We start from the raw sequence: 26,386 nt of genomic DNA, 5'->3' as shown, positions 1-26,386 counted from the left end.
GTGATAGAAGAGCTTTTACCGTTTTACGAAAAACAACTACAAGAATTTGGTCAGCAATCTCGTGAATTTTCACAAAAATATCCGAAAATTGCTCAGCGCTTATCTTTAAATCAAGAGCAGATTGATGACCCGCATATTGAGCGTCTTATACAGGCGTTTTCATTAATTGCTGCCCGCATTGATAAAAAGCTTGCTGATAGCTATGACGTATTTACGCGCTCTCTATTTGAGGTGATGTTCCCTCAATACTTACGTCACTTTCCTGCTTGTTCGGTGGTAAGTTTCGAAGATATAAATAAGATAAAGCAGCTCACAGAAGCGCATATTGTTCCTGCACATACCATCTTAAAGTCGCGTAGTTTTAAAGGGGTTCAGTGTGAGTTTAATACTACACAAGAAGTCAAATTACTCCCGATAAGTTTGCAAGCGCTAGAGTTTAAAAGCACACCTAGTACACATATGCATTTAAGTCAAAATGCGACTTTAAATTTTAAATTCGAAATTTTTAACAATGCTCATCTATGTTTAAAAGATGAAAAACTACCTATTTATTTAGATGCAATTTCTAATTTTCCACTTCAAGTACTAGACAGTATTTTTAAGAAGGGGACAACTTTTGCTATTAAAATAGGGCAGAAAGTTGTTGAGCTGAATAAAAATCCATTTGAATTAACTGGCTTTACAGAGCAAGAAAGTCTATTGCCTCTTGATCAGCATACTCATCATGCCTATCGATTACTGATGGAATATTTTTGTTTTCCTGAAAAATTTAATTATCTAAAACTCGATTTAAGTTTTTTAAAGCTTCTATCTTTAGAAGAGAGTAGTTTTGAGGTGCTTATACATTTTAAATTAAATTTAAATGATCAAGCTGTAGTCCGAAATTATTCTGAATTAAATGTCGCTAACTTTAAATTGTTTACTACACCCGTCATTAATTTATTTGAAAAATACGCTGAACCTCAAAAAATTGTACACAAGCAATTAGAATACCCACTGATTACAGACGCACATCATCCTGAGTTTTATCAAGTCTATTCAATCACTGAAATGAATATGGTGCGTGAAAAAACTAGTCACGAAGAAAGCTATGTTCCTGTGCTACCTTTTTTCGCGATGAGTCACTACCATACTGATAAGGCTCGTTTTTTCTATTCAGTGAACTATCAAAAACTACAGCCCAATTTCGTCGAAATGGGATATTCAATTATTTCTAAAAATTTAAATCCTTCTTCAACACGTTCGGATTTTATTAGCACAAAATTATTGTGCTCAAATCGTGACTTACCACATGAAGCATTGGGGCAGTCTAATAATATATTGAACCTGAATGATAGTAGTTTGGCTCGCCGTGCCATTGTTTTAAAAAGACCTACAAAACCATATCAATTTGGTCAAAGCCAGAGTGAGCAGTGGCGTGTTATTTCACATCTTTCATTAAATAGTTTAGCTTTAATGAAAGGTGATGCGGTATCCCATATTAAAGAGTTACTTGCGTTATACAATTTACCATTATCAAAAGAAAATTATTTAATTATTGAATCAATTAAGCATCTTGAATTTTCACTTACTCACAAACTTGTAGATGGAAAGCCATTTCCAATGTTTGTAAGGGGTGTGAAGGCTGAATTGCAAATTGATTCATCAGTATTTAGAGGGCATAGCCTATACATTTTTAGCCAATTGTTAAGTCGTGTTTTTAATTTAAAGGTTCAAATTAATAGTTTCGTTGATTTGGTCGTTAAGGATTATTCATCTCAGCAGGAGTTATACCAATGCAGTCAGAACGTTGGTGGCAAGACTCTTCTATAACAGCTGAGCTCTTTACAAAGCCAAAGTCTTTTGAATTTATCCAAGCAACACGGCTATTAAGACACGATTCAAGTCGCACAGTTGGTACATCTTGGGGTGATCATTTTAAGTTTGAGACATCCTTTAATTTAAATTTTCCTGCTACAGAAATTGAAAATTTAGAATTAACGGACGAGCGGATTTATATCACGAATTTAATTGTTGGTCTTACGGGCATACAAGGCGCTCTGCCTTATACATATACGAATAAGATTAAGCAGGCCCCGCGTCAGCAAAGAGCTGAAACTAAAGAGTTTCTGAGCTTATTTAACCATAAGCTTACTGCTCAATATGTAGAGTCGAGCATTACCTATAATTTGCCGATTCGATATGAGATCGAGCATAAAAATGATTATCTCGATATTTTGCATGCATTAAATGGCTATGTACGATCACAACATCAGCAAACAGAGCTTGATGACTATTTTGCAGAGTTTTCAGGATTAATGCAGGGCCAGAACAATACAGTTCATGCATTAAAAACGATGTTGTCTTGTATTTTTAAACATGAAATTACGATTAAAGAATTTATACAAGAATCTTTTAAGTTAGCGAGTGACCAGTTAACGACTTTAGGTGGAGCTCAGCCGAGTCTACTTGGTGTTAATACCTTTTGTGGTGAAACTATTCAGCAAATTGATGGGAAAATTGAAATTCAAATTGGGCCATTAAAGCGTCAGCAATATCTCAGTTTCTTACCAAATCAAGAGTTAAGTTTAAAGCTTAAAAAAATTGTAGAAACTTGGTGTAGTCCAACTTTATCAATAGATCTTCGACTCGTACTGGATGAGTCAGAAATACAACCTATTTGTCTAACCCATCATAATCAAAATGGTTTGGGGCAAGGTTCTTTTCTTATATCACAACAACCTAAAGTGCATAGTCATGAAACTTGCTATAGCCTTATTGGAGAGAAAATATGATTAAAAAAATATTACTCTCATTTATTGCTATTTTTACAGTGGTTAGTGGAATTATTATTTTCTACTGGCGTGACGTTCAATATAGCCCTGATAAAGGAGATTTTTTCCTTTATTTCTTGATGCTACCAGCAGTTATTACCTTGGTGATCTTATCGCCTTGGTTAATTTATAGCGCTTATAAAAATTATAAAGAAAAGAAAGAACAAGCTATAAATCAAGATAAAGATGATGCTAGTCAAAAACAAAATGTAGTAACAGATGCACCACTGGAACAGTTAGATTTTAATATTTATTCTTCTTTTGCTCTCCATGCACTTGGTGAAAATGAAAGCATTATTGCGGAGCTACAAAACTTTAAAAGTCCAGAGCTGGATGATCAACTGTTAAATTCTTATGGATTGCCTCTTTTATCTTATCGTATTAAAGATTTGGATGAAGATAATCATGAGGAGAGCGAGTACGCATCTCCACGACAAGTTCGTATGATGTTATTAATAAAACAGCAATTAGAACAAAATATAGAAAACTTATATCTTCTTGCAGAGCATTTAAAACGTTCGACTTTATTTTATGAGTCACAACAAGCCCGTGAATATCATATGCATCCGGCATGGGTTGATCCCGAGTCTGAATATGATGATGTTCAAATGCCGATAGTAGAAGTTTATCGTTTAAATCGCTTAAATCTACATATCCTTCTTTCGGAGGATTTATTACATATCTGGAATGATGAACAAAGTAATGAATTAATTTTAGAGTTTTTTGCTGAGATCGGCATTCCTGCTCAAAAGATCCATATTGAATATCATTTTTTTGGAGAGCAACTGGCTTACCAAGAACTGATACACCTATTAAAGGGTATTCATAAAAGGGAGCATGAGATGTTCTTTTTGCTCGTCGCCGATTCCGAAATTGATCAGGATCTAGTCGATGAAAAGTCTTGGATGATTAAAGATTATATTCCTGCTGAATTTGCAGCAAGCTGTTTACTTGCTGATCCTTTAGTAAAAATTCAAAAATTAGAACCTACAAAAAATCTAAAAGTTGTTGTAGGCCAACAAGATACGGCAAAGCTTTTTACTAATTTTGAATTTCATGATTTACCTCAGCATGAAGGTGAGGAACCTTATGTACTGATACTATCAGATCAGACGGATATAAAAGTTTCGAAGAAATTGCAGCAACACTTTCTTCAAACACCTGTAGAACCCCATCACTATATTTATGTGAAATCTTCATTAGGGCATACCCAACATTTGGCTGATATTTATGGCTTTATGCTGAGCATGCATTTCCCTGAACATATCATTCCTTTTGTCTTTGGTGAAAATACAGTGTCAGCACATACATTTGTGCAAAGTGTCACTGAAAATTCAGAAGATGATGTGATGGTGTTGAATAACTAATTTAAACTTTGGACTTAGAACGAGAATAGAATGCATACAATTTTAGGCTACTTGTGGCAGTACATCACGAATCCTAAAGCAATTATCGCCTTGTCATTGTTCGTGGCATTGATGTCTTCATATACTTCAATTCCTCGTCATATATTCTGGGCTTTAGCAACTGCCTATGCTTTGGGTCTTATTGTTTATGGTATCTATTGGCTTATTCAACGAAGAAAGCATGCTGCTCAAGGTGAAGAGTTAGCTGAGGCAATTGAAAAAGATAACCAAGCTGAATATGGCAAAAATAAAGATAAAGAAGAGCTTCAGCTTGTTAGTCAACAAATGAAAGAATCAATTCAACTGATTCGTAAATCTAAGTTGGGTGATAAAAAAGGGAATGCTGCACTATATGAGCTTCCTTGGTATATGGTTATTGGTAACCCAGCTGCAGGTAAAAGTTCAGCTATTTATAATTCTGGTTTAAAGTTTCCTTTCGAAGAAACACATCAAAAAATGGTATCTGCTGGTTTAAGCGGTACTCGAAATTGTGACTGGTTTTTCTCTACAGAAGGTATTTTGCTCGATACAGCGGGCCGTTATTCTGTTTATAGTGAAGACCATTCTGAGTGGTTAGGTTTCTTAAATATTTTAAAAAAGAACCGCTCTAAAGCTCCAGTTAATGGTTTGATTTTAATTGTTAGTATTGCTGAGCTCATTAGTCAAAGTCCTGAAAACTCATTAAAGCTTGCTAAAAATTTACGTGCTCGTATTCAAGATCTAACTGAACGTCTAGAAGTAGTTGTACCTGTTTATTTAGTCTTTTCAAAGATGGACTTGATTGCAGGTTTTACCGAGTTTTTTGAATTTTACGAAGCTCAAGAATATAACCAAGCTTGGGGAGCAACGCTTCCATATGAGCAGAGTTCTTCTCATAACGCGGTAGATTTGTTCGAAAAACATTACACCATTCTTTATGATGGTCTAAAAGGGGTAAGTTCGACTCATTTGAGTCGCCGTCATTCGCAAAATATCTCACCAAGTGTAATGACCTTCCCATTAGAATTTAAAACATTAAAACCCGCTTTAAAAAGCTTTATCGGTACACTTTTTGAAGATAATCCATATCAATTTCAACCTGTTTTCCGTGGGTTTTACTTCACCAGTGCTTTACAGGAAGGTGTGATTGAAAGTCCAATGACGGAGCAAATTGCACAAGAATTCCAGCTCACACAGGTTGCTCAAAGTGATTCAAAAGATCATTCAAAAATTACTCCTAACCATGGCTATTTCTTAAATGGCCTATTTTCAGACGTTATTTTAAAAGATAAAGACCTTGTTAAGCAGCACGTAAATACGGGTAGAAAACGTCAGCGTTATATTGCATTTATTGGTGCTTTGGCGGGCGTTTCAATTATTCTTGGCGTATGGGTTTGGTCTTATCGTAATAACCAACAATTAATTGGTGAAGTTCAAGCTGATTTAAATAAGGTTGTTCAATTAGAAAGAGCTTCTGGTCAGCAACTGTCTACCCAATTAGAAGCTTTACTTATTCTTCAAAGACGTCTACAGCAGTTGGATGAGTTTGATGAAAATAGACCGCTTAAGTTTAGTTTTGGTTTATATCAGGGCAATGAGCTTCGTGAAAAGCTAAAAGCCGAATATTTAAAAGGTGTTAAGCAAATTGTATTAACACCGACACAGCAAAACATTGCTCAATATTTGCAACGTGTAAAAAATAATGAAGCAACATTAAAAGCGAATCATACGAATGTTGAAATCAAGCAAACTGCTCAGTCTCAACAATATTTAGAACCTTCAGATACAAATCCTCAAGATGCTTATAATGCATTAAAAGCGTATTTAATGATGAGTAATCCACAATACATGGATGCAAGTCATCTGAGTGATCAGGTTACGCGTTTCTGGCGTTCGTGGTTAGACGCAAATAAAGGCCAAATGCCACGCGCAGATATGATTCAGGAAGCTGAACAGATCTTGTCATACGCAATGACTTTAGCGAATGATAAACAGTTCCCAATTTTAGAAGCTGACTCTCAAATTGTTGATCAAACACGTCAAGTATTGCTCTCTGTTGTTCGAGGAATGCCGGCGCGTGATCGTGTTTATAACGAAATAAAAATGCGTGCAGCAGTACGTTTCCCTGCGTTGACTGTAAGTCAGATTGTGGGTGAAGCAAATAAAAATGTTGTATTAGGTAGTTATGCATTACCGGGTGTGTTTACCCAAAAGGCATGGAATGACTATGTAGAAAAAGCAATTGAAGAAGCGGCAGATAAGCCAACAGATAGTAAAGATTGGGTGTTAAATAGCCGTCAATCTGATGATTTAACTTTCTCAGGTAGTCCAGAGCAAATTAGAAAGCAACTGACAGCGCTCTATAAGCAAGAATACATTGCGGAATGGAGAAAATTCTTAAATGGTATTCATTATGCTAAGGCTGCCCAATTCCCTCAGCAAGTAAAAAATATTGATGTTTTAGGTGAGCCACAGAACTCTCCAATTAGAACATTAATTGAAAGAGTTGCAATTGAAACAAACTGGGATAATCCAGTTGTACAAGCTGAGTTGGCAGCTCCACAAAAAGGATTTATTGCATGGTTTAAACGTAAGGTTTTAAATCATGATGATAAGGCTGCTAATCAAGTGGCAACTAATGCTCAGGGTGCTATTTCTCAAGAATATCAAATGTTCTATCAGTTGGTTCGCAAACGCGATGATCAACAAGGTAAATCATTGCTTGATGAATATATGACAAATTTAGCCCTTGTTCGTAGTAAATTTAATGAGTTTAAGAATGCAGGGGAAGTTGGGCCTAATGCGATGACATTAGTCAAGCAAACCCTGAATGAGCAAACTTCTGTATTTAACCAAACGCAAAAAATTGTAGATGAAAAAATGGCGGTTGGTTTTAGTGAAATTGATCAGCGATTACTACAAAAATTAGTAGTTAGCCCACTGACACAGGCTTTCGAGAGCTTAATTACGCCGACACAAGACGAAATTAATAAATTATGGGTCATGCAGGCGTATCAGCCATTTACAGCAAATCTTGCTAAGAAATATCCATTTAATTCATCTGCTTCTTTGCAGGCGACAAGTAGTGAAATTGGACAAATCTTAGGTGAAAACGGCAGCATTTCTCGTTTTGTAAAAGAAAATCTTGATCCATTTGTTATTCGTCGTGGTTATACATTAACGTCTAAGACATGGAAGGATTTAGGAATTAGTTTAAATCCTCAATTCGTCATGAATTTCCAAAGATATGTTTCACCAGCCAATGGTATGGCAACAGGTGAGTTGAATAGTCAAGCTCCTGCTGCACCTGCAACTAATCAATCTAACTTCCAGTTCTACCCAATTCCGAATCCACAATTGCTTTCATATACCGTGGATATTGATGGTCAGCGCATGACTTATGAGAACGGTGTGCAACAGTGGGTGAACTTCATTTGGCCAAATCAAGGCAGTATTCCAGGTGCTCGTATTACAGCTGTGGATTTACAAGGTCAAACGCATACGATTTTTGATGAGCCGGGTGAATACGGTATTAACCGCTTAATTGATAGTGCTCAGCGTAAAGAACAAAATGGCGGATTTGAAATGCTTTGGCGTAGTAAAACTGATCCATCATTAGTTGTAAAAATGAATTTCCGTCTGATCAGTAGTAATTCAGGCAGTATTGGTTCAAGCCGTGGTTATGCCGGTATGCAACTAGTGGATAAAGTCACTGCAGATAAAGCTGCTCGTGTAGTGTCTGCTCAGCAGGCGCCAGCTCAAGCAGCTGCTCCAGCAAAAACAGAAAATCCTGTTTCAGCACTTGCTCAGCCTTCTGCGGGAGTTAAACCATGACATGGAAAATAACCTCTATGCGAAAGGAGGAGCAATAATGCAGACATTAAAAACAACGCCTTTGTATTACGGCAAAAGTCCTGCACGAGGCGACTTTTTAAAAACAAAAGGTCAGAATGCTCTAATACAGTTGCTTGATCAGTGGATTACTGAAGCATTGGAATACGCAATGCAATCGGGCAGCTTTAAAGAAGCTTATAATACGTTGCCTTCACTGGATTTCTTTATTGCGAATCCGAAAGAAAATATGTTTTTAGCGGCTAACCTTCTCGCAAGTGAAGATAGTTCGGGTCGATCTTTTCCAATGGTACTCAGCCATTTATTAGAAATTGATTTACCGTATGATAATTTGCTATATGCACCTTATAGCTATAAACATGTACTCGTTGATTTATTTCAAAATAATCGTACTTTAAAAGGAATTAAAGATTCAGATCTATTACTTGGAAAATTAGGCCACTTACAAAATCAAATTCAGGTTTTAACTGAACGCGAGTGTGGAGGTTTCTATGAAAATCATACGATGCATTCATTTGCTCAGTTAATGAAGCTCAGTATTTATGAGTTAGCGCAAAGTATGATTGGGCTAGGATTATTACTTCAGCCAATTTTACAAAATGGAACCAGTCGCTTAAATAAAGTTTTAATTTTGCCTATTAATAATCCTGCTTACAGTTATGAAATAGCAGCCTTTTGGGTCAGTATTATTTGTCGCTTTTTAAAGGAACATAATACTGAGGTGTTGATAGGTTTGTTACATCGAGAGCAACCTGTATTATTCTTCGGCTTTCAAGGGGCTGATATTTTAGCCTTGAGCGATATTTTTACTCAGAATATGGATAGTAAACATTGGGTTTCTTTAATAGAAGCTCAGTGGATTGATACTTATTTGGAACAAAATGCTGGTTTAGCTACGCTAGAACAATCATTATGCCAACGCCAATTAAGTTTAAATCAAGGCTTAAAACTATTTAGACAGACTTTTTTGGGTGAATAATAATGAATCAACGATATCAAACTAAACTTTCACAGCTCATAAAAGGCTGTTTTATCTATGCGATTGCTAATTATGCTTTGGCTCAGCCCATTGTTGTAGAAGGTGTGGTTCCTAACGAGGCGAGTAAACAGACTATCTTATTAAAAATGCAGTCTGTTTATGGTGCCGATCAGGTTGTAGATAAAATACAAGTAAGACCCGTAGCCGCTCCAAATGGATGGAGTGACTCGGTAACTCGAGTGATTACCCCTGATCTTAAAAAGGTTTCACAAGGGAAATTAAGTGTAAATGGTACTCGGTTTGAGTTGAGTGGAAAAATGCTGAATCCAGCAGATATTCAGCCTACAATTCAGTCTTTTCAAGGGTTAGTACAGCCACCATATCAACTGTATTCGCAATTATCAGTCAATCAGGCTGAGCAGAAAATCATTGATGATGCACTTAAAAATCGAATTATTGAGTTTGAATCTGGTAGCGCAGTTTTAACTGATGCAGGCCAAAAAATTCTAGATGAGATGGCTGTTGCTTTAAACAAAGTAGGCGGCAAAAGAGTCAAAATCGTGGGACATACAGATAGTTCAGGTGATGCGACTAAAAACTTAAAACTTAGCCAAGACCGTGCATTAGCAGTTAAAAACTATTTGATTAGCAAGAGTATTCCTGCCGACCATTTATCTACAGAAGGTTTAGGTTCATCTAAGCCAGTTGCAGATAACACTTCTCCGGAAGGAAGAAAGAAAAACCGTCGGATTGAGTTTACTGTTCTATAAATATAAGGAGAAGAACATGGCTAGCCCTTACATTACGATTGGATGCCCAACCACTGGTGGAGGGCAAGTCATTTCAGGAAACAGTACATTTTTAATTGATGGAATTGCAATTGCTTGTGTAGGAGATAAGGCGACTTGCCCGTTACACAAAATAGTGGCAACGATTGTATCGGGAGATCCGAATATGCTTGTCATGGGTAAATCAGCGGCGCGTGTAAATGATTCATTATCATGCGGCTGTAAATTATTGCCAAAACAGAGTTTAGTTAATCAAGGATAAGGGTAGAGATATTTTTATATAGATATAAATATCTACTAAAACATATTAACGCTTGAAATGATGAGTAGTTTGTCTGGTAAAGCTGAATTTTGTTAATATACAGGCATTATGATTTTAAGCATTAAATTATTTAAAAATATTGAGAGTAATGATGAGTAATTTAAAAATTTTAATTACAAAACTTTCTACAGTTGCGCGAACTGCTTTAGAAAAATCGGCTAATGCTTGTGTTATTCAACAAAATTACGAAATTGAAATTGAGCATTTATTCTTAGAGTTACTTAATCAATCTTTAGAGAATGATTTAAAGATTTTATTAAAGAAATATAAAATTTCATCTGAAGCTTTAGCTGATGATTTAAAAGAAACAATTTCTCAATTACCGAAAGGTAACTCACGAACTCCTATTTTTGCTAAATCTATTGTTCGTTTGTTTGAACAAGCATGGTTGTTGGCTTCGGCTGAGCAAAATCCAGTTATTCGCAGTGGTCATTTATTAGTGGCGTTATTAACTGCACCTGATTTATATCAAATTGCGACTCGTGCTTCGAGTTTATTTGATCTCTTACCAATTGATTCAATGAAACATAAGTTTCTTGAAATTTGTGAGAAGAGTATTGAACAACAAGATGAAACAAAAGCATCTTCTGGTGAAGCTGAACCAATAGGCGCGACTGTAGCAAATACCAAAACTGCTAAAACACCAGCACTTGATCAATATACGATTAATCTAACTGAAAAAGCGAAACAAGGAGGTATAGATCCGGTTATTGGGCGTGAATATGAAATTCGGTTAATGCTCGATATTTTAATGCGTAGACGCCAAAATAACCCGATCTTAACGGGAGAACCGGGGGTTGGTAAAACAGCGGTGGTCGAAGGTTTAGCCTTAAAAATTGCTCAAGGTTTAGTGCCTAATGCCCTTAAAAATGTCCATTTACATGTGCTTGATATGGGACTTTTACAGGCAGGTGCAAGTGTTAAAGGCGAATTTGAAAATCGTTTAAAGCAAGTGATTCAAGAGGTTCAAGCCTCGGTTCATCCTATTATTTTATTTATTGATGAAGCGCATACTTTAATTGGTGCAGGTGGACAAGCAGGGCAAAATGATGCTGCAAATCTTTTAAAACCAGCACTTGCACGTGGTGAGTTGCGTACTATTGCTGCGACAACTTGGGCAGAATACAAACAATATTTTGAAAAAGATGCTGCATTGAGCCGACGTTTTCAGGTAGTAAAGGTAGAAGAGCCAACCGAAGAAGTTGCGGTAGATATGTTGCGTGCGATGATTCCTGTCATGCAGCAGCATTTTAAATTACAAATTGATGATGAGGCGATCGTTACAGCGGTTCACTCTTCACATCGATATATTAGTGGTCGTCAACTTCCGGATAAAGCAGTTAGTGTTCTTGATACGGCAGCAGCACGTGTTGCGTTGACCCAAAATGCCCAACCTGTAAAGCTTGATCAGTTAAAAGCCCAAGAGCATAACTTAAAGCTTGAACAGCAAATTTTAGAAAATGAACATCGTCAGATTCCAATACATCATGAACGCTTGGAAGCTTTAAAAGCTAATTTAGAGTCTTTGCAAAAAGAGATTCATGAAACTGAAGAGCAGTGGCAAAAAGAATTAGAACTTGTTCATAAAATTCAAGAGTTAGAAGCACAGAATCATTCTAATGAGTCTGAAGCTTTCGATCAGATTAATCTACTGCGTAAAGATCTTGCTGAAATTCAAGGCCAGCAACCATTAGTATTTGAAAGAGTAAATTCTCAAATCATTAATGAAATTATTTCTGATTGGACCGGAATTCCTGTTGGAAAAATGGTTAATGATGAAATTAAACAGATATTAACGCTTGAAGATAAATTGGGCGAGCGTGTAATGGGGCAAGATTATGCACTTACACAATTAGTTCAGGGTATTAAAACTTCAAAAGCAAGACTTGAAGATCCGAATAAGCCACAAGGTGTATTTCTTTTGGTGGGCCCAAGTGGTGTAGGTAAAACTGAAACTGCATTAACTTTGGCAAATGAATTATATGGGGGTGAGCAGCATTTAATCACCATCAATATGTCTGAATATCAAGAAGCACATACTGTATCTTCGCTTAAAGGTGCACCTCCTGGATATGTGGGATATGGTCAAGGGGGTGTTTTAACAGAAGCTGTTCGCCGTAACCCTTACAGCGTTGTGTTGCTTGATGAAATTGAAAAAGCACATAGTGATGTTCAGGAACTGTTCTATCAAGTATTTGATAAAGGTACTTTAGAAGATGGTGAAGGACGAGTAATTGACTTTAAAAACACCACTATTTTATTGACTTCAAATGCTGGCTCAAGCGCAATTATGCAAGCGTGCTTAAATACACCAGTCGAGGACTGGCCGACAGCTGAAGAATTGATTGACCACTTAAAACCAAGTTTATATAAGCAATTCAAGCCTGCATTTTTAGGTCGAATGAGAGTTGTGCCATATTTCCCATTGCATGACGATCTACTCGTACGAATTATTAAACATAAGTTAGGCAAGATTACAGCAAGAATTGAAAAACAATACGGTACACAAGTCCAGTATTCTGAAGATGTGGTAGAGCTGCTTTTAAGTCGCTGTACAGAAGTCGATAGTGGTGCGCGTAATGTTGATAATATTTTAAATTCTACGGTGTTACCTGCATTGGCTACAGAAATTTTAGTGGCTTTAGCAGAGCAAAAGTTGCCAAAAATTATCATGATTGATGCTAAAGATGACGAAATTCAATATTTACTAGATCCGGTTGCAAAAGCTGCTAAAAAAAGGACCAGTAAAAAGTTGAAGTCAGAAGTTTAAATTGAATAGAGCTAAAATTAGATGAATATTGATATTTCTGAACTCCTTGAACCCATTAGTGATAGCTTACCTTGTGGTGATGACTTTTCATTTTCTAATGAATTTCATGAAATCAAAAAGGCGAAAACACAAGATGATCTATTGCTAGATCAAGGCGATTGGGTGGCTGAGCGAAAACAAGCCGACTGGGATTTTGTATCAAATAAAACGAGTGTTTTGCTAAAAGAGAATACAAAAGATATTCGTCTATTAACTTGGCTCATAGAGGCTTGGACTCATCTTTACGGTTTTGAAGGTATGGCGAAAGGCTTAACTTTAAGCCATACCATGCTTAATCAATATTGGCAGGAAATTCATCCTGTTATTGAAGATGATGACTTAGATCAACGCATTGGTTTATTACAGGGTTTAATTAATCAGTTACCTGGCTTGTTGAAGAAAGTCTCTTTAACCAATACAGTGTCTTATTACAATTTGCTTGATTACGATAATTTTCTATATCACGAGAACATTCGTCGTAAACAAACTGAAGAGTACGATAGTCAGTCGGGACCATCGGAGTTAGAGCAGTTCGATCAAGCTATTTTTAATACGTCTAAAACTTTTCAATATTCTAATTATCAAGATTTTAGCTCAGTCTTAACCGAGTGGGATGTTTTAAAGCAAACCCTTGACCATTTAATGGGGCTAGACTCACCGAGTTTTGGTGCAATTGATTCAGCATTTGAAACTATTCACAGCACATTACGCAAGATTTATAAAGCAGAAGCTTTCGGTACTGGACTTACGCCAGTCCAAGAGCAGGCGACTGTCATCACGAGTTCATCTATGGAAAATCAAGTGCCTGTACAAGTTGTTTCAGATCAGCCTGCTTTTCAGCCTCAAGCACAAACACACTTGGCGAACCGTGAGCAAGCAATGAAAGTGCTGCAAGAAATTGCGGATTACTTTCAGGCAAACGAGCCGCATAGTCCTGTGAGTTATATGCTTCAAAAAACCATTAAATGGAGTCAAATGCCATTACATGAATGGTTAGCGCAAGTCATCAAAGATGAGCATCCATTACAAATGGTTCAGGAAATGTTAGGTGTGCAGCCTAAAAATGAATATGAATAAAGATTGGTAAAGACATATGTTTAAAGCTGAAAAAGTCCTATGGGGCGAAGGTTTATTTTTAAGACCTCAACATTTCCAAATTCAAGATACCTATCATGAACAACGCTTGAATCATACGGTTCGTGCGGTCGTACCTTTTTCATATGGTATTCAGAAATTAAGTTTCGATGAGGCTCAATTGAGCACACATATTCTTGCTCTTGAGTCTGTCGAGATGATCTGGCAAGACGGTGAAATTTATCAGGCACCTGCATATGATTTATTGCCTGAACCAATTTTATTGGATGATCTTAATTTACGGGGTGAGATGCTAATTTATTTAGCATTACCACTCTTACAAGCAAATAAGCAAAATCTAATTGATCAAAACCAAGCACAAAAGGGCAGATATCAATCCCACCTTGTCGAAACGCATGATCTGTTTACTAACGCTACCGAAGCAGATATTAGTTTGCTACGCCGCCGTGCTGTTTTTAAATTATTAGATGTGCATAGTAATCCAGATCATAATCTGGATGGTTTCTTATATCTGCCGATTGGAAAGATTAAACGTCAAAGCTCTGGTGCTTTTGAAATTGACCGAAAGTTTATTCCACCAATTTTGCACGTGGATGCCTCTGAAACACTCATTTCAAACTTAAAAAGAACTCTGAACGTTATTAAGGCAAAAATTAAGACGATTCAAACCAATAACCGAGAAAATGAACAGAAATTAATTGAATTCCGTTCAGGTGATATCGTTTCGTTCTGGTTGGTAAATGCCTTAAATACAGCTCATGCTGGTCTAAATCATTTTGTGCAATATCCACAAATTCATCCAGAGCGTTTGTTCTTCGAATTATTGCGTTTAGCAGGTTCATTATTAACGTTCTCGACGGCCTATGATGTCGATCAGTTGCCTGCCTATAAACATCATAATTTACAAGAAAGTTTTTCGCAGTTAGACACGATTCTACGTGATTTACTCGATACGATTATTTCGAGTCGTTATATCAGCATTGCGCTTAAAGAAATCCGACCTTCATATTGGGTGGGAAGTCTTGAGACCGATAAGATTACTCGAGATACTCGACTTTATATTGCTGTATCAAGTAGCGCAATGCAGACACATGAATTAATCCAGATTGTGCCTTTACGATTCAAGATCGGTAGCACTTTAGATGTGGAACAACGTGTAGTTGCTGCATTGCCTGCGATTCCATTGCATCACTTAATTCAAGTTCCAACTGCAATACCGGTACGTTCTGGGGTGAGCTATTTCGAGATTGAACCACATCATGAACTTTATCAGCGCATGTTAGATTCAGAAACGATTTGTATTTATGTTCCAGCTGGTTTCCAAGATATCAGTATTGAACTGATTGCGGTTATGAACGCTTAAGGGTAAAGGAGAGAAAAATGTCACAATCCACAGGTGCTCCTTCTTTATTTGATGATGGACAAATTGGAACGGGTGGGAACAATAATAGCCAGTCTCAAGCAAAACTACAGGCAATCAATCTTATTGATTTATTGCATGACGGCTTTTATTTGGTTTTTTTAATTCGAAATCAGTATGTGCCAGCAGACGCTCAGCAGTTTCGTGAAAAAATCTTAAATTTACTCAATCAATTTGAGCAGCAAGCCAAAAAGTTACAATTTTCAGCTGATGATATTCATGATGCTAAATATGCATTCTGTGCTTTGATTGATGAAACGATCGTAACGCAACAAGACCCTAGTTATTTTAATTTGCAAAATGCTTGGTTAATTAGCCCGTTACAATTGAGCTTGTTTGGTTCTCAGTTAGCGGGTTATCGCTTCTTTGAAATATTGGAGCAATTACGTAGCCGTGGAAAAGAACGTCTAGCTGCTCTAGAAGTATTTCATTACTGCCTTTTATTAGGTTTTCAGGGTAAGTACCGAATCGAATCTACGGAAAGTCTCAACCATTTAGTATCAAGAGTAGGTGACGAAATTGACTATTTGAAAGGAAAAAAAGTTGCCTTTTCGCCGTTCTCGGCCATTCCCGATCAGATACGAAATATTATTCATCGCGAAGTACCTTTCTTTTGGATTTTGATCTTTTTATTGATTTTTGCATTGCTTACCTTTGCTGGGTTAAGATTTATGCTGAATAATCAAAATGATAAAGCATTATCTAATTATCAAAATGTGATTTCTGCTCCTCAAGAGCAAGCACATATTACAATTTATTTACCTTGATGATGGTACGAAATGGCTCAGGAAAAACCAACTTCTATTCGAGTTTTACAATCGAATAAAAAAAAGCCGAAATCACCAATACTTTATATTGTCATTGGTGTTATTGCCGGGGTGTTTGTCAGCATCTCGCTATTCCTGTTCTTGTCTCAACCGCATTCGTCAGAATCAATAGCAATTGAGAGTAAATCAACAGAAGAACAGATTTTAAATCAAGAAACTGCTCATTCTTCTGATGAACAAAATCAGGTTGCTGTCAGTCAAGACAACGAAACAGATTCAATGAGTCGTGATGGTTTTGAACAACCTAAAGATAATGAATTAAGTAATATCTTTAAACCTGCTCAGCATAAGCCTGCTACTGTCAATCAACAGCGAGTTTCTCCATTTGACGAACAACTAACGGGTGAAAAGAAAGTTCAGGTTGTGCCTCAACTACAGACGGGCGTAGCTAAAACGGCTCAACCGAAGGTACAGCCAACTCAGCAAAAGCCAGTGACTAAAACGCCGCAACAACAAGCGGCACAGGCTAAACCAGTTGTTGAGAATAAAGCTCCAGCCGAACCCGAAGCTGAGGTTGAACCACCTAAAGCATCGGTAGATATTAAAATTACACGAAGTCCTTTTGCTGTGAATTAATGAACAAATGATGATTTTTCTCATTTTCTTTTGCTTTACATGTTTAGCAATTGGTTTAGCATTTTTAATGTCTTATGAGCTAAGGACGAGAAGCAAAGATTTTGTTTTGTCATTACTGCCACAAGGCCGTAAACAGCTTAATCAGGTTAGACAATTTGCTCAAACAATGAATCAGGCGGCTGCGCCTGAAAAGCTGCAATCCCATTGGCATTTACAGCAGTGGTGGATTGTTATTGCAGGCTTTTTCTTATTTACCAGTATATTAGTTTTTGCTTTTACTCGACCTATTAGCTCAACTCGAATTGAAGCTGAATATCTCAAAAAAACAGATCCTCAAATCTACGCGCTTTTGAACGGTGAAATACTATCACCGCCACCAGAAGTGGATGAAAGCCTAATTGAAGCCGCAATTGTAGAGGCTACACAATTAGAGCAACAATATTCTGCTCAAAATAGTGGAACCATTAATTCTTCACCTATTGATAATACGAGTTTTGATGGGCGAGCTATTTTAGATACCAGTTTAGTAGATCGTAAATGGAGCAAAATGAACCCCCGTTATAAGCAGCGTTTACTCATGGTTTTTAAAATCATGAAAGAACAATATGGTTATGAGTTGGTTCTATTAGAGGGATATCGTAGTCCTGTGCGTCAGAATATGTTGGCAGGTAATCCGAACACGACAAGAGCAAAAGGGTATCAGAGTTATCATCAATTTGGTCTGGCAGCAGATGTCGCCTTTAAACGAAATGGAAAAGTGGTTATTTCTGAAAGAGACCCTTGGGCTATGCAAGGCTATCGTTTATATGGGCAAGTTGCTGAATCGGTTGGGCTTACATGGGGTGGACGTTGGAAATCTATTCAAGATTATGGTCATACCGAGTTCCGTATGCCGGGCTTAAGAAAAACACAGGAAATGGCAGAAAAACTGATTGCTGAAAGTTTGAATGAAGTAAGTTAAACACTTATTGATGATTGAAAACGTTCTTGTAAAACAGTTGTCATCTTGTCTACAAGCTGGGAAATGATCCCAGCTTTTTCCCATGTATAAATTGAAACGACCATAGGGAGGACAGTCCCTAATGAATCATATCGACGTACTCGACGTCCATGGGTTGTCGCCACAGGCAATAACGATAACCCTAAGCCAGTTTCAACACTCACTAACACGCTTTCTAGGCTACTACCCGTAAAGGCAATATACCAACGTCGCTGTTCGCGCTCTAACGTTGCGAACATCTCATCCCGATAAAGTCCACCTTGAGGAAAGGTCACTAAACTTATGGGGTCAGACCATGTAGTTGTTGAATTCTCACTTTCAAACCATGCCATTTCTTCTGGGAATGTAGCGTGGTGATCAGCACTGGCCGCAGGTTCTTTGACAATAATAATATCGAATTCACCATTCCGATAACGTTCTGTTAAGTTGCGACTCAAGCCAGAGGTTACGTCTAAACGAATGGAACGATGCTCTTTGGCAAATATACCAAAAACTTCAGCCATTGCTGGACTCATCATATCTTCTGGTAAACCAATACGAATAGGAATACTTCCTGCCGGATCTTTAAGTAGTGCTTCAGCTTCTTCTTGAAGGGTCAAAATCCTTTGTGCATAACCAATCAGATATTCTCCAGACACTGTCAATTTGAAAGGTCGTGCTGTCCGATCTATAAGTGCATGTCCCACTGATTCTTCAAGGCGCGCTAACTGCTGACTAATTGTTGATTGAGTCAGGTGTAATCGATCGGCAGCTGCGGTAAAACTGCCCGTTTCAAAAATAGTAACGAAAGCACGTAAAAGGCGAGGATCAAACATTATTAGGTACTGCCACGCTTAAAAGCCGATGAAATAAGTATTTATAATCTTAATACTATCGATTAAATAATTTAATTTCCAAATACTTTTGGTGAAGCTTATTCTAATTGCAAAATGTTTTGCCATAAGTTTTTATTGGGAGGCCACCATGCGTAAGTCACTGTTATGGATGAATCTGATTGTCGCACTAGGGGCTTTGGGTTTTACAAATATGACGAATGCAATGGGTGATTATCCTTTACATCAGGCAGTGATAAATAACGACACTCAATCTATCAAACAGATTTTATCCCAAAAGACCTTAATTGATGAGCGAGATGAAACTGGTTCAACTGCTTTGATGGTCGCAACAAGAGCAAATAATGTACATGCTGCTCATCTGCTGATAGAGGCAGGCGCTGATGTAAATGCAAAAGATAATATTCAAGACAGTCCATATTTATATGCTGGTGCGCAAGGATATTTAAAAATTCTAAGAATGACACTCATGCATGGTGCCGATTTAAAAAGTATTAACCGTTACGGTGGAACTGCGCTCATTCCAGCAGCGGAACGAGGCCATGTCGAAACAGTTCGTACATTAATTGCCGCTGGTGTAGATGTTAATCATGTCAATAATTTGGGATGGACGGCATTGCTTGAGGCCATCATTTTGGGAAATGGAGAACCCAAATATCAACACGTTGTAGAGATTTTATTAAAAGCAGGTGCTGATCCGAACTTGGCTGATAAAGACGGGATAACTCCCTTACAACATGCGCGTTCACGAGAATACCGCGAAATTGAAAAAAGACTACTTGCAGCTGGTGCAAAATAGAAAATGAGAGTATGTGATGGAAAAAGGTGAACAGTTTTTACGTAATGCGATTGAGCTTGCCTATAACAATATTGAAAAAGGTGGCAGGCCATTTGGCGCTGTGGTGGTAAAGAATGGAGAAGTTATTGCTTCAGGCGTAAATCAGATTCTGACAACGAATGACCCAACCGCACATGCTGAATTACTCGCGATTCGTGCAGCCAGTCAAATTTTAGGATCTGCCAACCTAGAAGGCTGTTCTGTATATGCAAGTGGACACCCATGCCCAATGTGTATGGCTGCAATGCGTTTAGCCGGTATAAAGTCGGTGAGCTATGCTTATTCTAATGAAGACGGAACACCATTTGGTCTGTCTACAGCTGAAATATATATTGAGCTTGCCAAGCCGTTTGCTGAGCAATCAATGAAAATTCAATATATACCGATCAGAGTTGAAAACCGCCCTGATCTTTATGTGCATTGGAAGAATTATCAAGCCAATCATTCAGGCTCAGAATAATGAAGCAGTCTGGAGTTTTTTTGACCCGCCCCATGCTTATTGTGACAGTGGCTTTGGTGGGTCTTAATTTAAGACCATTTATTACAAGTATTGGACCATTAATTGCCAATATTCGAACAGCCACTGGCTTAAGCCTACAAGGGGTAGCACTGCTCACATTGCTACCGATGATGCTTATGGGAATCGTTGCATTTGTTGGGCCAATATTGCAAAACTTTGTCGGTGAACGAAAGGCTATTCTTGGTGCATTGCTGACCATTTGTGCGGGATGTGCTTTCCGATTTTTATTTCCTACTGCTGAAGGATTAATTCTTAGTACCATAGTTATTGGATTCGGAGTCGCGATGATACAAGCGGCATTTCCCGGCATGATTAAACGAGAATTTAGCCAACATATTGGTCCGATAATGGGGCTTTACTCAGCCATGCTTATGGGCGGTGGTGCCTTAGGAGCATGGTTAGCACCTGTAGTTTCAAATATCACGGGTTTATGGTTTATTGGACTGGCTTTTTTTGCTATTCCAGCTTTATTTGCATTTATATTGGCGCTGGTTTTTTTACCTACAAAAGCTAGTTCATCCATTCATCGTGCGCCTGTAAGAAAGTTATTAAAGCAACCTCGAACTTGGTTATTAATGGCTTGCTTTGGGCTTGTAAATGGTGGCTATTCATCAGTCGTGGCTTGGTTAGCACCTTCTTTTCAAGATCAGGGTTGGAGCGCAGCACAAAGCGGGAAATTACTTGCTCTTCTCGCCTTGAGCCAAGCAGCTTCAGCACTCATTTTGCCTGTTTTAGCTAGGAAATATAAAGACCGTCGTCCATGGCTATGGTTTACGTTAGCAATGCAAATGATTGGTTTTTCAGGAATAGCTTTTATGCCTGAGATAGCCGCTATTCTCTGGGCAATTTGTTTGGGCGCGGGTTTGGGAGGATGTTTTGCCTTAACGCTTATAGTTGCATTAGACCATTTTGATGAACCCATTCATGCCGGTGCTTTATCTGCACTGATGCAAGGCGGTGGTTTTTTACTGGCAGCAATTCCGCCGTGGATTATTGCAATTTTGCATGATTTTACTGGGGCTTACAAAGCAGGATGGCTTTTTCATTTAGCCAGTGTGATATTGGTTGTTATTTTAGTGATTAGATTGGCTTCTAAAAGTTATTTTAAGGTGAATCTGTAAAATGTTGAGTTGGCTGAGATTCTTTTTATAAAGAATTACTGATGCTAAAGCACAAGCAAATTAGGAAATAGTGATAGGATAGAACTGAAATTTTTCCGCTTCTAAATGAATACAACAATATTTGATTTCTATGACTTCTTCTTTAAAACAGCTCACTTTATTTAATCAAGGCTTAGGAAAAACCAGTCGATTTGCAAAAGGTCTGGACGGTACTTTACAGGCTATTGAGCATTTAGGATATGTACAGATTGATACCATATCGGTTGTAGAGCGAGCTCATCACCATATATTGTGGAGCCGAGTGCCTGACTATGATTTAAATCATTTAAATAGTTTGGTACGCGAGCGCCAGATTTTTGAATATTGGTATCATGCCGCCTCTTATCTTCCTATGAAAGATTATCGCTATGCACTGCCTGCTATGATGTCTGTTAGGAAAGGGGAAAGCCGTTATTTTAATAGAGGCGATCAGCAGCTCATGAATGAAATTTTGGCGCGTGTTCGTGCCGAAGGTAACATTCGACTGCGAGACATTGATAAGAATAATAAAAAGAGTTTAGGAAACTGGTGGAATACTGGACCAGGCCGTCGTGCTTTTGAGCAGTTATATATGCAGGGTGACCTGATGATCTGTGAACGTAACGGAATGGAAAAGGTCTATGATTTGACCGAGCGCTGCTTGCCTGAAAATATTGATTTAACTATGCCTACGCTTTATGAATATGCGCAGTATTTATTTAATAATACGCTTCGAGCACATGGGGCATTTACATGGAAGCAATTAGTTCATTTAAAGAAAAATGATTTAAAAGAGGCTATGCGTGTTGTGCTAAAAGAGCAGGTTGATGCTGGTGTTGTATCAGCGGTTAAACTTGCCGACGGTCAAACTTTATATGTTGATGTGGCTGCTATAGAACAAAAGCTTACTACTGATTTTGCTTTAAAAATACTTTCGCCGTTTGATAACTCACTTATTCATCGTGACCGTTTAACTTCTTTATTTGAGTTTGATTATAGGATTGAATGCTATGTACCGGCGGCTAAAAGGGTATATGGTTATTTTTGTTTGCCGATTCTATATCAAGATGATTTAGTCGGTCGACTAGATTGTAAAGCGCATCGTTCTATAAAAGAGTTAGAAGTAATTAGTCTGCATCTAGAAAAACCAGTAAAAAATAAGGAGCATTTCTTTTTTGAACTAGATCAAGAGCTCAAACGTTTCGCAGCATTTAACCAGTGCTTAACGATTAATAACAAAGTGATTAAGCTTATTCGTACTAAAATTTAAACACCAAAAGCACTCCAGCTTTTGGTGTTTTTACTTTTTTAGTTCAAAGGCATTCGATATTCAATAATCCCTGGTTTTTGTGCAATCCAGTCATAAAGCTTTTGTGCTGTTAGATTGGTTTCTTGAGTATGCCAATATAAACGGTCACAATTGTGTTCAATTGCTTGCTTCTGCACATACTCAATCAGTTGCTTACCGATGTGTTGTCCACGAACTTCAGGTGAAACATAGAGGTCTTCTAAATAACAATAATTATTTTCTGCCCATGTTGAACGATGAATAACATAATGCACAATTCCCAAAACTTGCTCGCCTTGTTTGGCAACAGCACAATAAACGGGTTCATTTTCATCGAAAAAGCGTTCCCAAGTCACTTTTGTGACATGAAAAGGTAAATTTACCTGATAAAAATTTTGATAAGCAAGCCAATATTTTTCCCATTGTGAATAGTCCTGCTGTTGAACAGGGATGATTTGAATAGCTTGATTTTGCATAATAATTACACTCTATTTTAAAGTAATGGAAAATGGACAACTAGAGTGTAGTTTTGATAGTGGTATTTTTATAAGGTACACTTTTGATATTTTTTAAAGTACCAGTTTATTATGGCAGCTTCGATTTCGGCATCGTTCCCACATTTGATTTTGCCAAAAGGGCAGATTAAAGATGGGCTATATTCGGCTTTGCGTGATGCTATTTTAGATGGACGGCTATCTGCCGGAACAAAATTACCCTCAAGTCGTGCCCTAGCAGAGATGATGTCAATTTCAAGAAACTCTGTATTGGCAGCTCTTGAACGATTACTTGATGAGGGATATTTATTTACCAAACCAAGTTCGGGCACCTATGTTGCTGAGGTTGTGCCAGATCAGTTAATACATGTTCAAGAAAATTCAAAAAAAACGTCTAAAAATAATCATCAATCCTTAAATATTAATCCGAATATTGAAGCTTTATTAACCTCATGGCGAGAGCAGTCGTGGTCAAGTCAAAAGAAAAAAATGTTCCATGTGGGTGTAGGTTGTGTTGATTTATTTCCTCATCAACTTTGGGGAAAGTTATTAAATCAAGCTTGGCGGCAGTCGTATTATCAACTTGGTCAATTTCACGACCCGCGTGGCTATCTGCCTCTGCGTCAGGCAATTTGTGAATATGTCCGCTCCACCCGAGGGCTGAATTGCAACGAAGAGCAAATTATTATCGTAAATGGGACGCAGCAAGCTATTCATTTAACGGCCTATGCTTTACTTCAAGCAAATGATGAGGTGTGTTTAGATGACCCAGGTTATGACGCTGCTTTTAATATTTTCCGAAGTTTTGGTGCACAGGTAAATTTAATTGAAAGTGATGAAGAGGGAATGCAAGTCTCAGACATTATTCGTCGTTATTCAAAAAGCAAACTGGTCTATACAGCGCCTTCACATCAGTTTCCTGTAGGTGGAACCTTAAGTCTCGCCCGCCGTTTTTCGTTACTCGATTGGGCATCTCAACAAGAGAAATGGATTTTTGAAGATGACTATAATAGTGAGTTTCGCTATGGCACACATCCTATTCAAGCTCTACAAGGTTTAGATCAGCAGCAAAGAGTTATTTACTCTGGTACTTTTACCAAAATGATGTTTCCAGAGTTTCGGTTAGGATTTATGGTTGTGCCTGAAGCATTGATCGAAACCTTTAGTGCAGCAAAATACTATACCGATGTTCGAAGTTCTTATTTAGAGCAAGTGGCTTTGTCTCAATTTATACAAAAAGGTCACTATGCTCGGCATGTACGCAAAGTTCGAAAAGCTTGCTATGAGCGCCAACAAGCATTGATTAAAGCGATTGATGAGCATCTTGCAGATGTGCTTAGTGTTCAACCTACAGATTCAGGTATCCATGGAGTGTGCTGGTTAAAAGGTAAGTGGACAGAGCAAGAATTTATTGATCAGTGTTCAGCTCTAAACTTGGCTGTTCAGCCATTGTCAAGATATTGTCAGATGCCAAACAAAAAGGCCGCGGTACTTTTTGGCTATGCAGCTCACACACCTAATGAAATTATTGAAAACATTCAAAAAATTGCACATTATTTACAAGAAAAATAATAGCCTAGGTTTTGTTATTTAGATAAAATTAATCATTTTTTAAATGCTTGAATATGAATTTCTATGATGATCAATTGGTTATATAAAAATAGAGATGTTATTAAAATTTTTAAAAATTAATTTTAATTAATATTATTTTAAGCTAGCACAATTAATCTAACTACATCAAAGCTTATTTAGTACACCTTTTGGCCACATTCTCCAGATGTGGCCGTTTTTTTATCAAAAATAAATATAGTTCGGAATAACTTAATTAATTCTTAAAGAGAAATAAAAATTAATCTTCTTCCATAGCATTACTATAAAACTTAACACCCAGTTTAATACGATCACGCCCATTACCCATACGCCAGCGGTTAGTATCTCTTAAAGAATATACACAGCCACAATACTCTTGTTGATAAAACTCTTCTCGTTTACTGATTTCAATCATACGGCTTGAGCCACCGTTTTTACGCCAGTTGTAATCCCAGTACTGAATTTCAGGATAGGGCGCAGCAGCACGAATTCCGCAGTCATTGATTTGCGCCATATTTTTCCAGCGAGAAATTCCTAGCGAACTACTGATGAGACTAAAGCCGTTTTCATATGCGTAAAGGGCAGTTCGTTCAAATCGCATATCGAAACACATGGTGCAACGAATACCACGTTCGGGTTCATCTTCCATACCTTTTGCTCGAGCAAACCAATTGTCAGTGTCATAGTCTGCATCAATAAACGGGATATTATGCTTTTCGGCAAAACGAATATTTTCCTCCTTACGGATGAGATATTCTTTTACTGGATGAATATTAGGATTATAAAAAAATATTGAAAATTTAATGTCTGAGTCAATCAAGGCTTCCATCACTTCTCCTGAACAAGGAGCGCAACAAGAATGAAGTAATAATTGATCGTGTCCAGATGGGAGTTCTAATTTTAAACGTTGAGTTGACATAATAAAAAAATTAAATTGTAATGCAATTCATTATATATTTATTTTTTATATAATGTGAAATGAATTATTTTCAATCTTACTGTGAAATTAATTTAATGTTATTTATTAATATTTTTAGTACTAAGCTAAATATAATGAATTAAATATTGAATTAAATATTAAAGTCATCTTTATAATTAACCTTAAAGTTATTGTTAAATATACTATATGATTAAATAAATTATGGGTGGATTTTATATGTTAAAAAATAATAAACCTTAAATATTTTTTGATAAGTGATTGATGTATCAGAATATAATTTTAAGTTTTTATTGTGATATGTGTCACAAATAAACCTTATTTTTTCAATTAAAGTATTTCTTTAGATTTATATCTTTAATAAATTTATACTATAAAATTCAGTGTGTTTTTTTAATTTAAGCGTGTGATAATTTGAGATATGAAAGATTGGCAATGTAAGTATTGTAACGGTTACATTATGGTTAATCATTCAAAGATTAGCGTAGGAGAAAAAGTTTACTTTTTGGTATATAAATTTGACGCAAAGAATGAAAGGAAAAAATTATATAAAAAGGGAATTGTGATTGCACGTCACGATAATATACTTCACATTGAATCACGTAAAAAAACTTATAAGATCGAGCAAATTAAAGTCTATCCCTTAGGCGCTCCAATGCCTTTCGTGTACAATATGTTTTGGATTTGTGGATGTCCGTGTACTCTACAAAACTAATTACTTAAATTTAACTGATAGCAAGTTATTTTATAGATTGAACTGGATTAATCATCAGATTCATTTTTTATCTTTTGTTTTTACAGATAAGAACCATAGCTTGATAAAAGCGGCTCATAACATATAACAAAACCTCTGTTATTTATTTGACAAAACAAAGACGTAC

General features: G+C 37.0%; 22 protein-coding genes. 19 read left to right on the top strand and 3 right to left on the bottom strand.

Annotated elements, in window-relative coordinates:
* The 13 genes from tssF to ACS604_RS04065 all read left to right on the top strand — a co-directional run bounded on the left by tssF (position 1) and on the right by ACS604_RS04065 (position 17,827).
* Positions 1-1,812, top strand: a complete 1,812-nt coding sequence (tssF, locus tag ACS604_RS04125; protein ID WP_474770255.1) for a type VI secretion system baseplate subunit TssF — start codon at positions 1-3, stop codon at positions 1,810-1,812.
* Positions 1,776-2,774 carry a type VI secretion system baseplate subunit TssG gene (tssG, locus tag ACS604_RS04120; protein WP_296514276.1) on the top strand — a complete coding sequence of 333 codons (999 nt, stop codon included), beginning with the start codon at positions 1,776-1,778 and terminating at the stop codon, positions 2,772-2,774. Before tssF ends, tssG begins: the two co-directional genes overlap by 37 nt.
* Positions 2,771-4,180 carry a hypothetical protein gene (locus ACS604_RS04115; protein ID WP_312822783.1) on the top strand — a complete coding sequence of 470 codons (1,410 nt, stop codon included), beginning with the start codon at positions 2,771-2,773 and terminating at the stop codon, positions 4,178-4,180. The genes tssG and ACS604_RS04115 overlap by 4 nt, the downstream gene beginning before the upstream one ends.
* 30 nt (positions 4,181-4,210) lie before the next feature.
* Positions 4,211-8,032 carry a type VI secretion system membrane subunit TssM gene (gene tssM, locus ACS604_RS04110; RefSeq protein ID WP_474770253.1) on the top strand — a complete coding sequence of 1,274 codons (3,822 nt, stop codon included), beginning with the start codon at positions 4,211-4,213 and terminating at the stop codon, positions 8,030-8,032.
* Between the two features lie 37 nt (positions 8,033-8,069).
* Positions 8,070-9,029 (top strand): type VI secretion system-associated protein TagF, encoded by a 960-nt coding sequence (gene tagF / locus ACS604_RS04105; protein WP_474770251.1) that lies wholly within the window; start codon positions 8,070-8,072, stop codon positions 9,027-9,029.
* Positions 9,030-9,031: 2 nt separating this feature from the next.
* A complete protein-coding gene (locus ACS604_RS04100; protein ID WP_474770250.1) occupies positions 9,032-9,799 on the top strand; it encodes an OmpA family protein in 768 nt (255 codons plus the stop codon).
* Between the two features lie 16 nt (positions 9,800-9,815).
* The gene (locus tag ACS604_RS04095) at positions 9,816-10,079 is read left to right on the top strand and encodes a PAAR domain-containing protein (RefSeq protein ID WP_005304032.1); all 264 of its coding nucleotides are present in this window, start codon (positions 9,816-9,818) and stop codon (positions 10,077-10,079) included.
* A 148-nt stretch (positions 10,080-10,227) separates the two neighbouring features.
* Positions 10,228-12,909 carry a type VI secretion system ATPase TssH gene (gene tssH / locus ACS604_RS04090; RefSeq protein ID WP_474770248.1) on the top strand — a complete coding sequence of 894 codons (2,682 nt, stop codon included), beginning with the start codon at positions 10,228-10,230 and terminating at the stop codon, positions 12,907-12,909.
* 21 nt (positions 12,910-12,930) lie between these two features.
* A complete protein-coding gene (tssA, locus tag ACS604_RS04085; RefSeq protein WP_474770246.1) occupies positions 12,931-14,025 on the top strand; it encodes a type VI secretion system protein TssA in 1,095 nt (364 codons plus the stop codon).
* A gap of 16 nt (positions 14,026-14,041) precedes the next feature.
* Positions 14,042-15,406 (top strand): type VI secretion system baseplate subunit TssK, encoded by a 1,365-nt coding sequence (gene tssK / locus ACS604_RS04080; protein ID WP_005304041.1) that lies wholly within the window; start codon positions 14,042-14,044, stop codon positions 15,404-15,406.
* Between the two features lie 17 nt (positions 15,407-15,423).
* Positions 15,424-16,230, top strand: a complete 807-nt coding sequence (gene icmH, locus ACS604_RS04075; protein WP_004793176.1) for a type IVB secretion system protein IcmH/DotU — start codon at positions 15,424-15,426, stop codon at positions 16,228-16,230.
* Between the two features lie 12 nt (positions 16,231-16,242).
* Positions 16,243-16,866 (top strand): hypothetical protein, encoded by a 624-nt coding sequence (locus tag ACS604_RS04070; protein WP_474770242.1) that lies wholly within the window; start codon positions 16,243-16,245, stop codon positions 16,864-16,866.
* A 7-nt stretch (positions 16,867-16,873) separates the two neighbouring features.
* The gene (locus tag ACS604_RS04065; protein WP_474770239.1) at positions 16,874-17,827 is read left to right on the top strand and encodes a M15 family metallopeptidase; all 954 of its coding nucleotides are present in this window, start codon (positions 16,874-16,876) and stop codon (positions 17,825-17,827) included.
* Here ACS604_RS04065 and ACS604_RS04060 read toward each other — a convergent pair.
* Positions 17,824-18,681: a LysR family transcriptional regulator gene (locus ACS604_RS04060; RefSeq protein WP_151962506.1), complete on the bottom strand. Its 858-nt coding sequence runs from the start codon at positions 18,679-18,681 to the stop codon at positions 17,824-17,826. The two genes, ACS604_RS04065 and ACS604_RS04060, sit on opposite strands and share 4 nt — an antisense overlap.
* 148 nt (positions 18,682-18,829) lie before the next feature.
* Here ACS604_RS04060 and ACS604_RS04055 point away from each other — a divergent pair, with 148 nt between their 5' ends.
* The 4 genes from ACS604_RS04055 (at position 18,830) to ACS604_RS04040 (ending at position 22,466) form a co-directional block, all read left to right on the top strand.
* On the top strand, positions 18,830-19,498 hold the full coding sequence (locus ACS604_RS04055; RefSeq protein WP_216069828.1) for an ankyrin repeat domain-containing protein: 669 nt from the start codon (positions 18,830-18,832) through the stop codon (positions 19,496-19,498).
* A gap of 16 nt (positions 19,499-19,514) precedes the next feature.
* A complete protein-coding gene (locus ACS604_RS04050) occupies positions 19,515-19,997 on the top strand; it encodes a nucleoside deaminase (protein WP_296514243.1) in 483 nt (160 codons plus the stop codon).
* Positions 19,997-21,178 carry a cyanate transporter gene (locus tag ACS604_RS04045; protein WP_296514240.1) on the top strand — a complete coding sequence of 394 codons (1,182 nt, stop codon included), beginning with the start codon at positions 19,997-19,999 and terminating at the stop codon, positions 21,176-21,178. The genes ACS604_RS04050 and ACS604_RS04045 overlap by 1 nt, the downstream gene beginning before the upstream one ends.
* 130 nt (positions 21,179-21,308) lie before the next feature.
* A complete protein-coding gene (locus ACS604_RS04040) occupies positions 21,309-22,466 on the top strand; it encodes a winged helix-turn-helix domain-containing protein (protein ID WP_474770235.1) in 1,158 nt (385 codons plus the stop codon).
* 38 nt (positions 22,467-22,504) lie between these two features.
* On the opposite strand, the gene ACS604_RS04035 is transcribed toward ACS604_RS04040, so the two are convergent.
* Positions 22,505-22,960, bottom strand: a complete 456-nt coding sequence (locus ACS604_RS04035; RefSeq protein ID WP_174758631.1) for a GNAT family N-acetyltransferase — start codon at positions 22,958-22,960, stop codon at positions 22,505-22,507.
* A 111-nt stretch (positions 22,961-23,071) separates the two neighbouring features.
* On the opposite strand from ACS604_RS04035, the gene pdxR reads away from it, so the two are divergent.
* On the top strand, positions 23,072-24,550 hold the full coding sequence (gene pdxR, locus ACS604_RS04030) for a MocR-like pyridoxine biosynthesis transcription factor PdxR (protein ID WP_474770232.1): 1,479 nt from the start codon (positions 23,072-23,074) through the stop codon (positions 24,548-24,550).
* A gap of 277 nt (positions 24,551-24,827) precedes the next feature.
* Here pdxR and ACS604_RS04025 read toward each other — a convergent pair whose 3' ends face one another.
* Positions 24,828-25,487, bottom strand: coding sequence for an epoxyqueuosine reductase QueH (locus tag ACS604_RS04025; RefSeq protein ID WP_034596265.1), 660 nt, complete (start codon positions 25,485-25,487; stop codon positions 24,828-24,830).
* Positions 25,488-25,926: 439 nt separating this feature from the next.
* On the opposite strand from ACS604_RS04025, the gene ACS604_RS04020 reads away from it, so the two are divergent.
* Positions 25,927-26,220: a hypothetical protein gene (locus ACS604_RS04020; protein ID WP_013198273.1), complete on the top strand. Its 294-nt coding sequence runs from the start codon at positions 25,927-25,929 to the stop codon at positions 26,218-26,220.
* The last annotated feature ends 166 nt before the right edge of the window (positions 26,221-26,386 follow it).

It is taken from the genome of Acinetobacter sp. Li1LvA2, assembly GCF_056156705.1.
The sequence above is the reverse complement of the archived record's forward strand: the minus strand, read 5'-3'. Positions and strand labels throughout refer to the sequence as shown.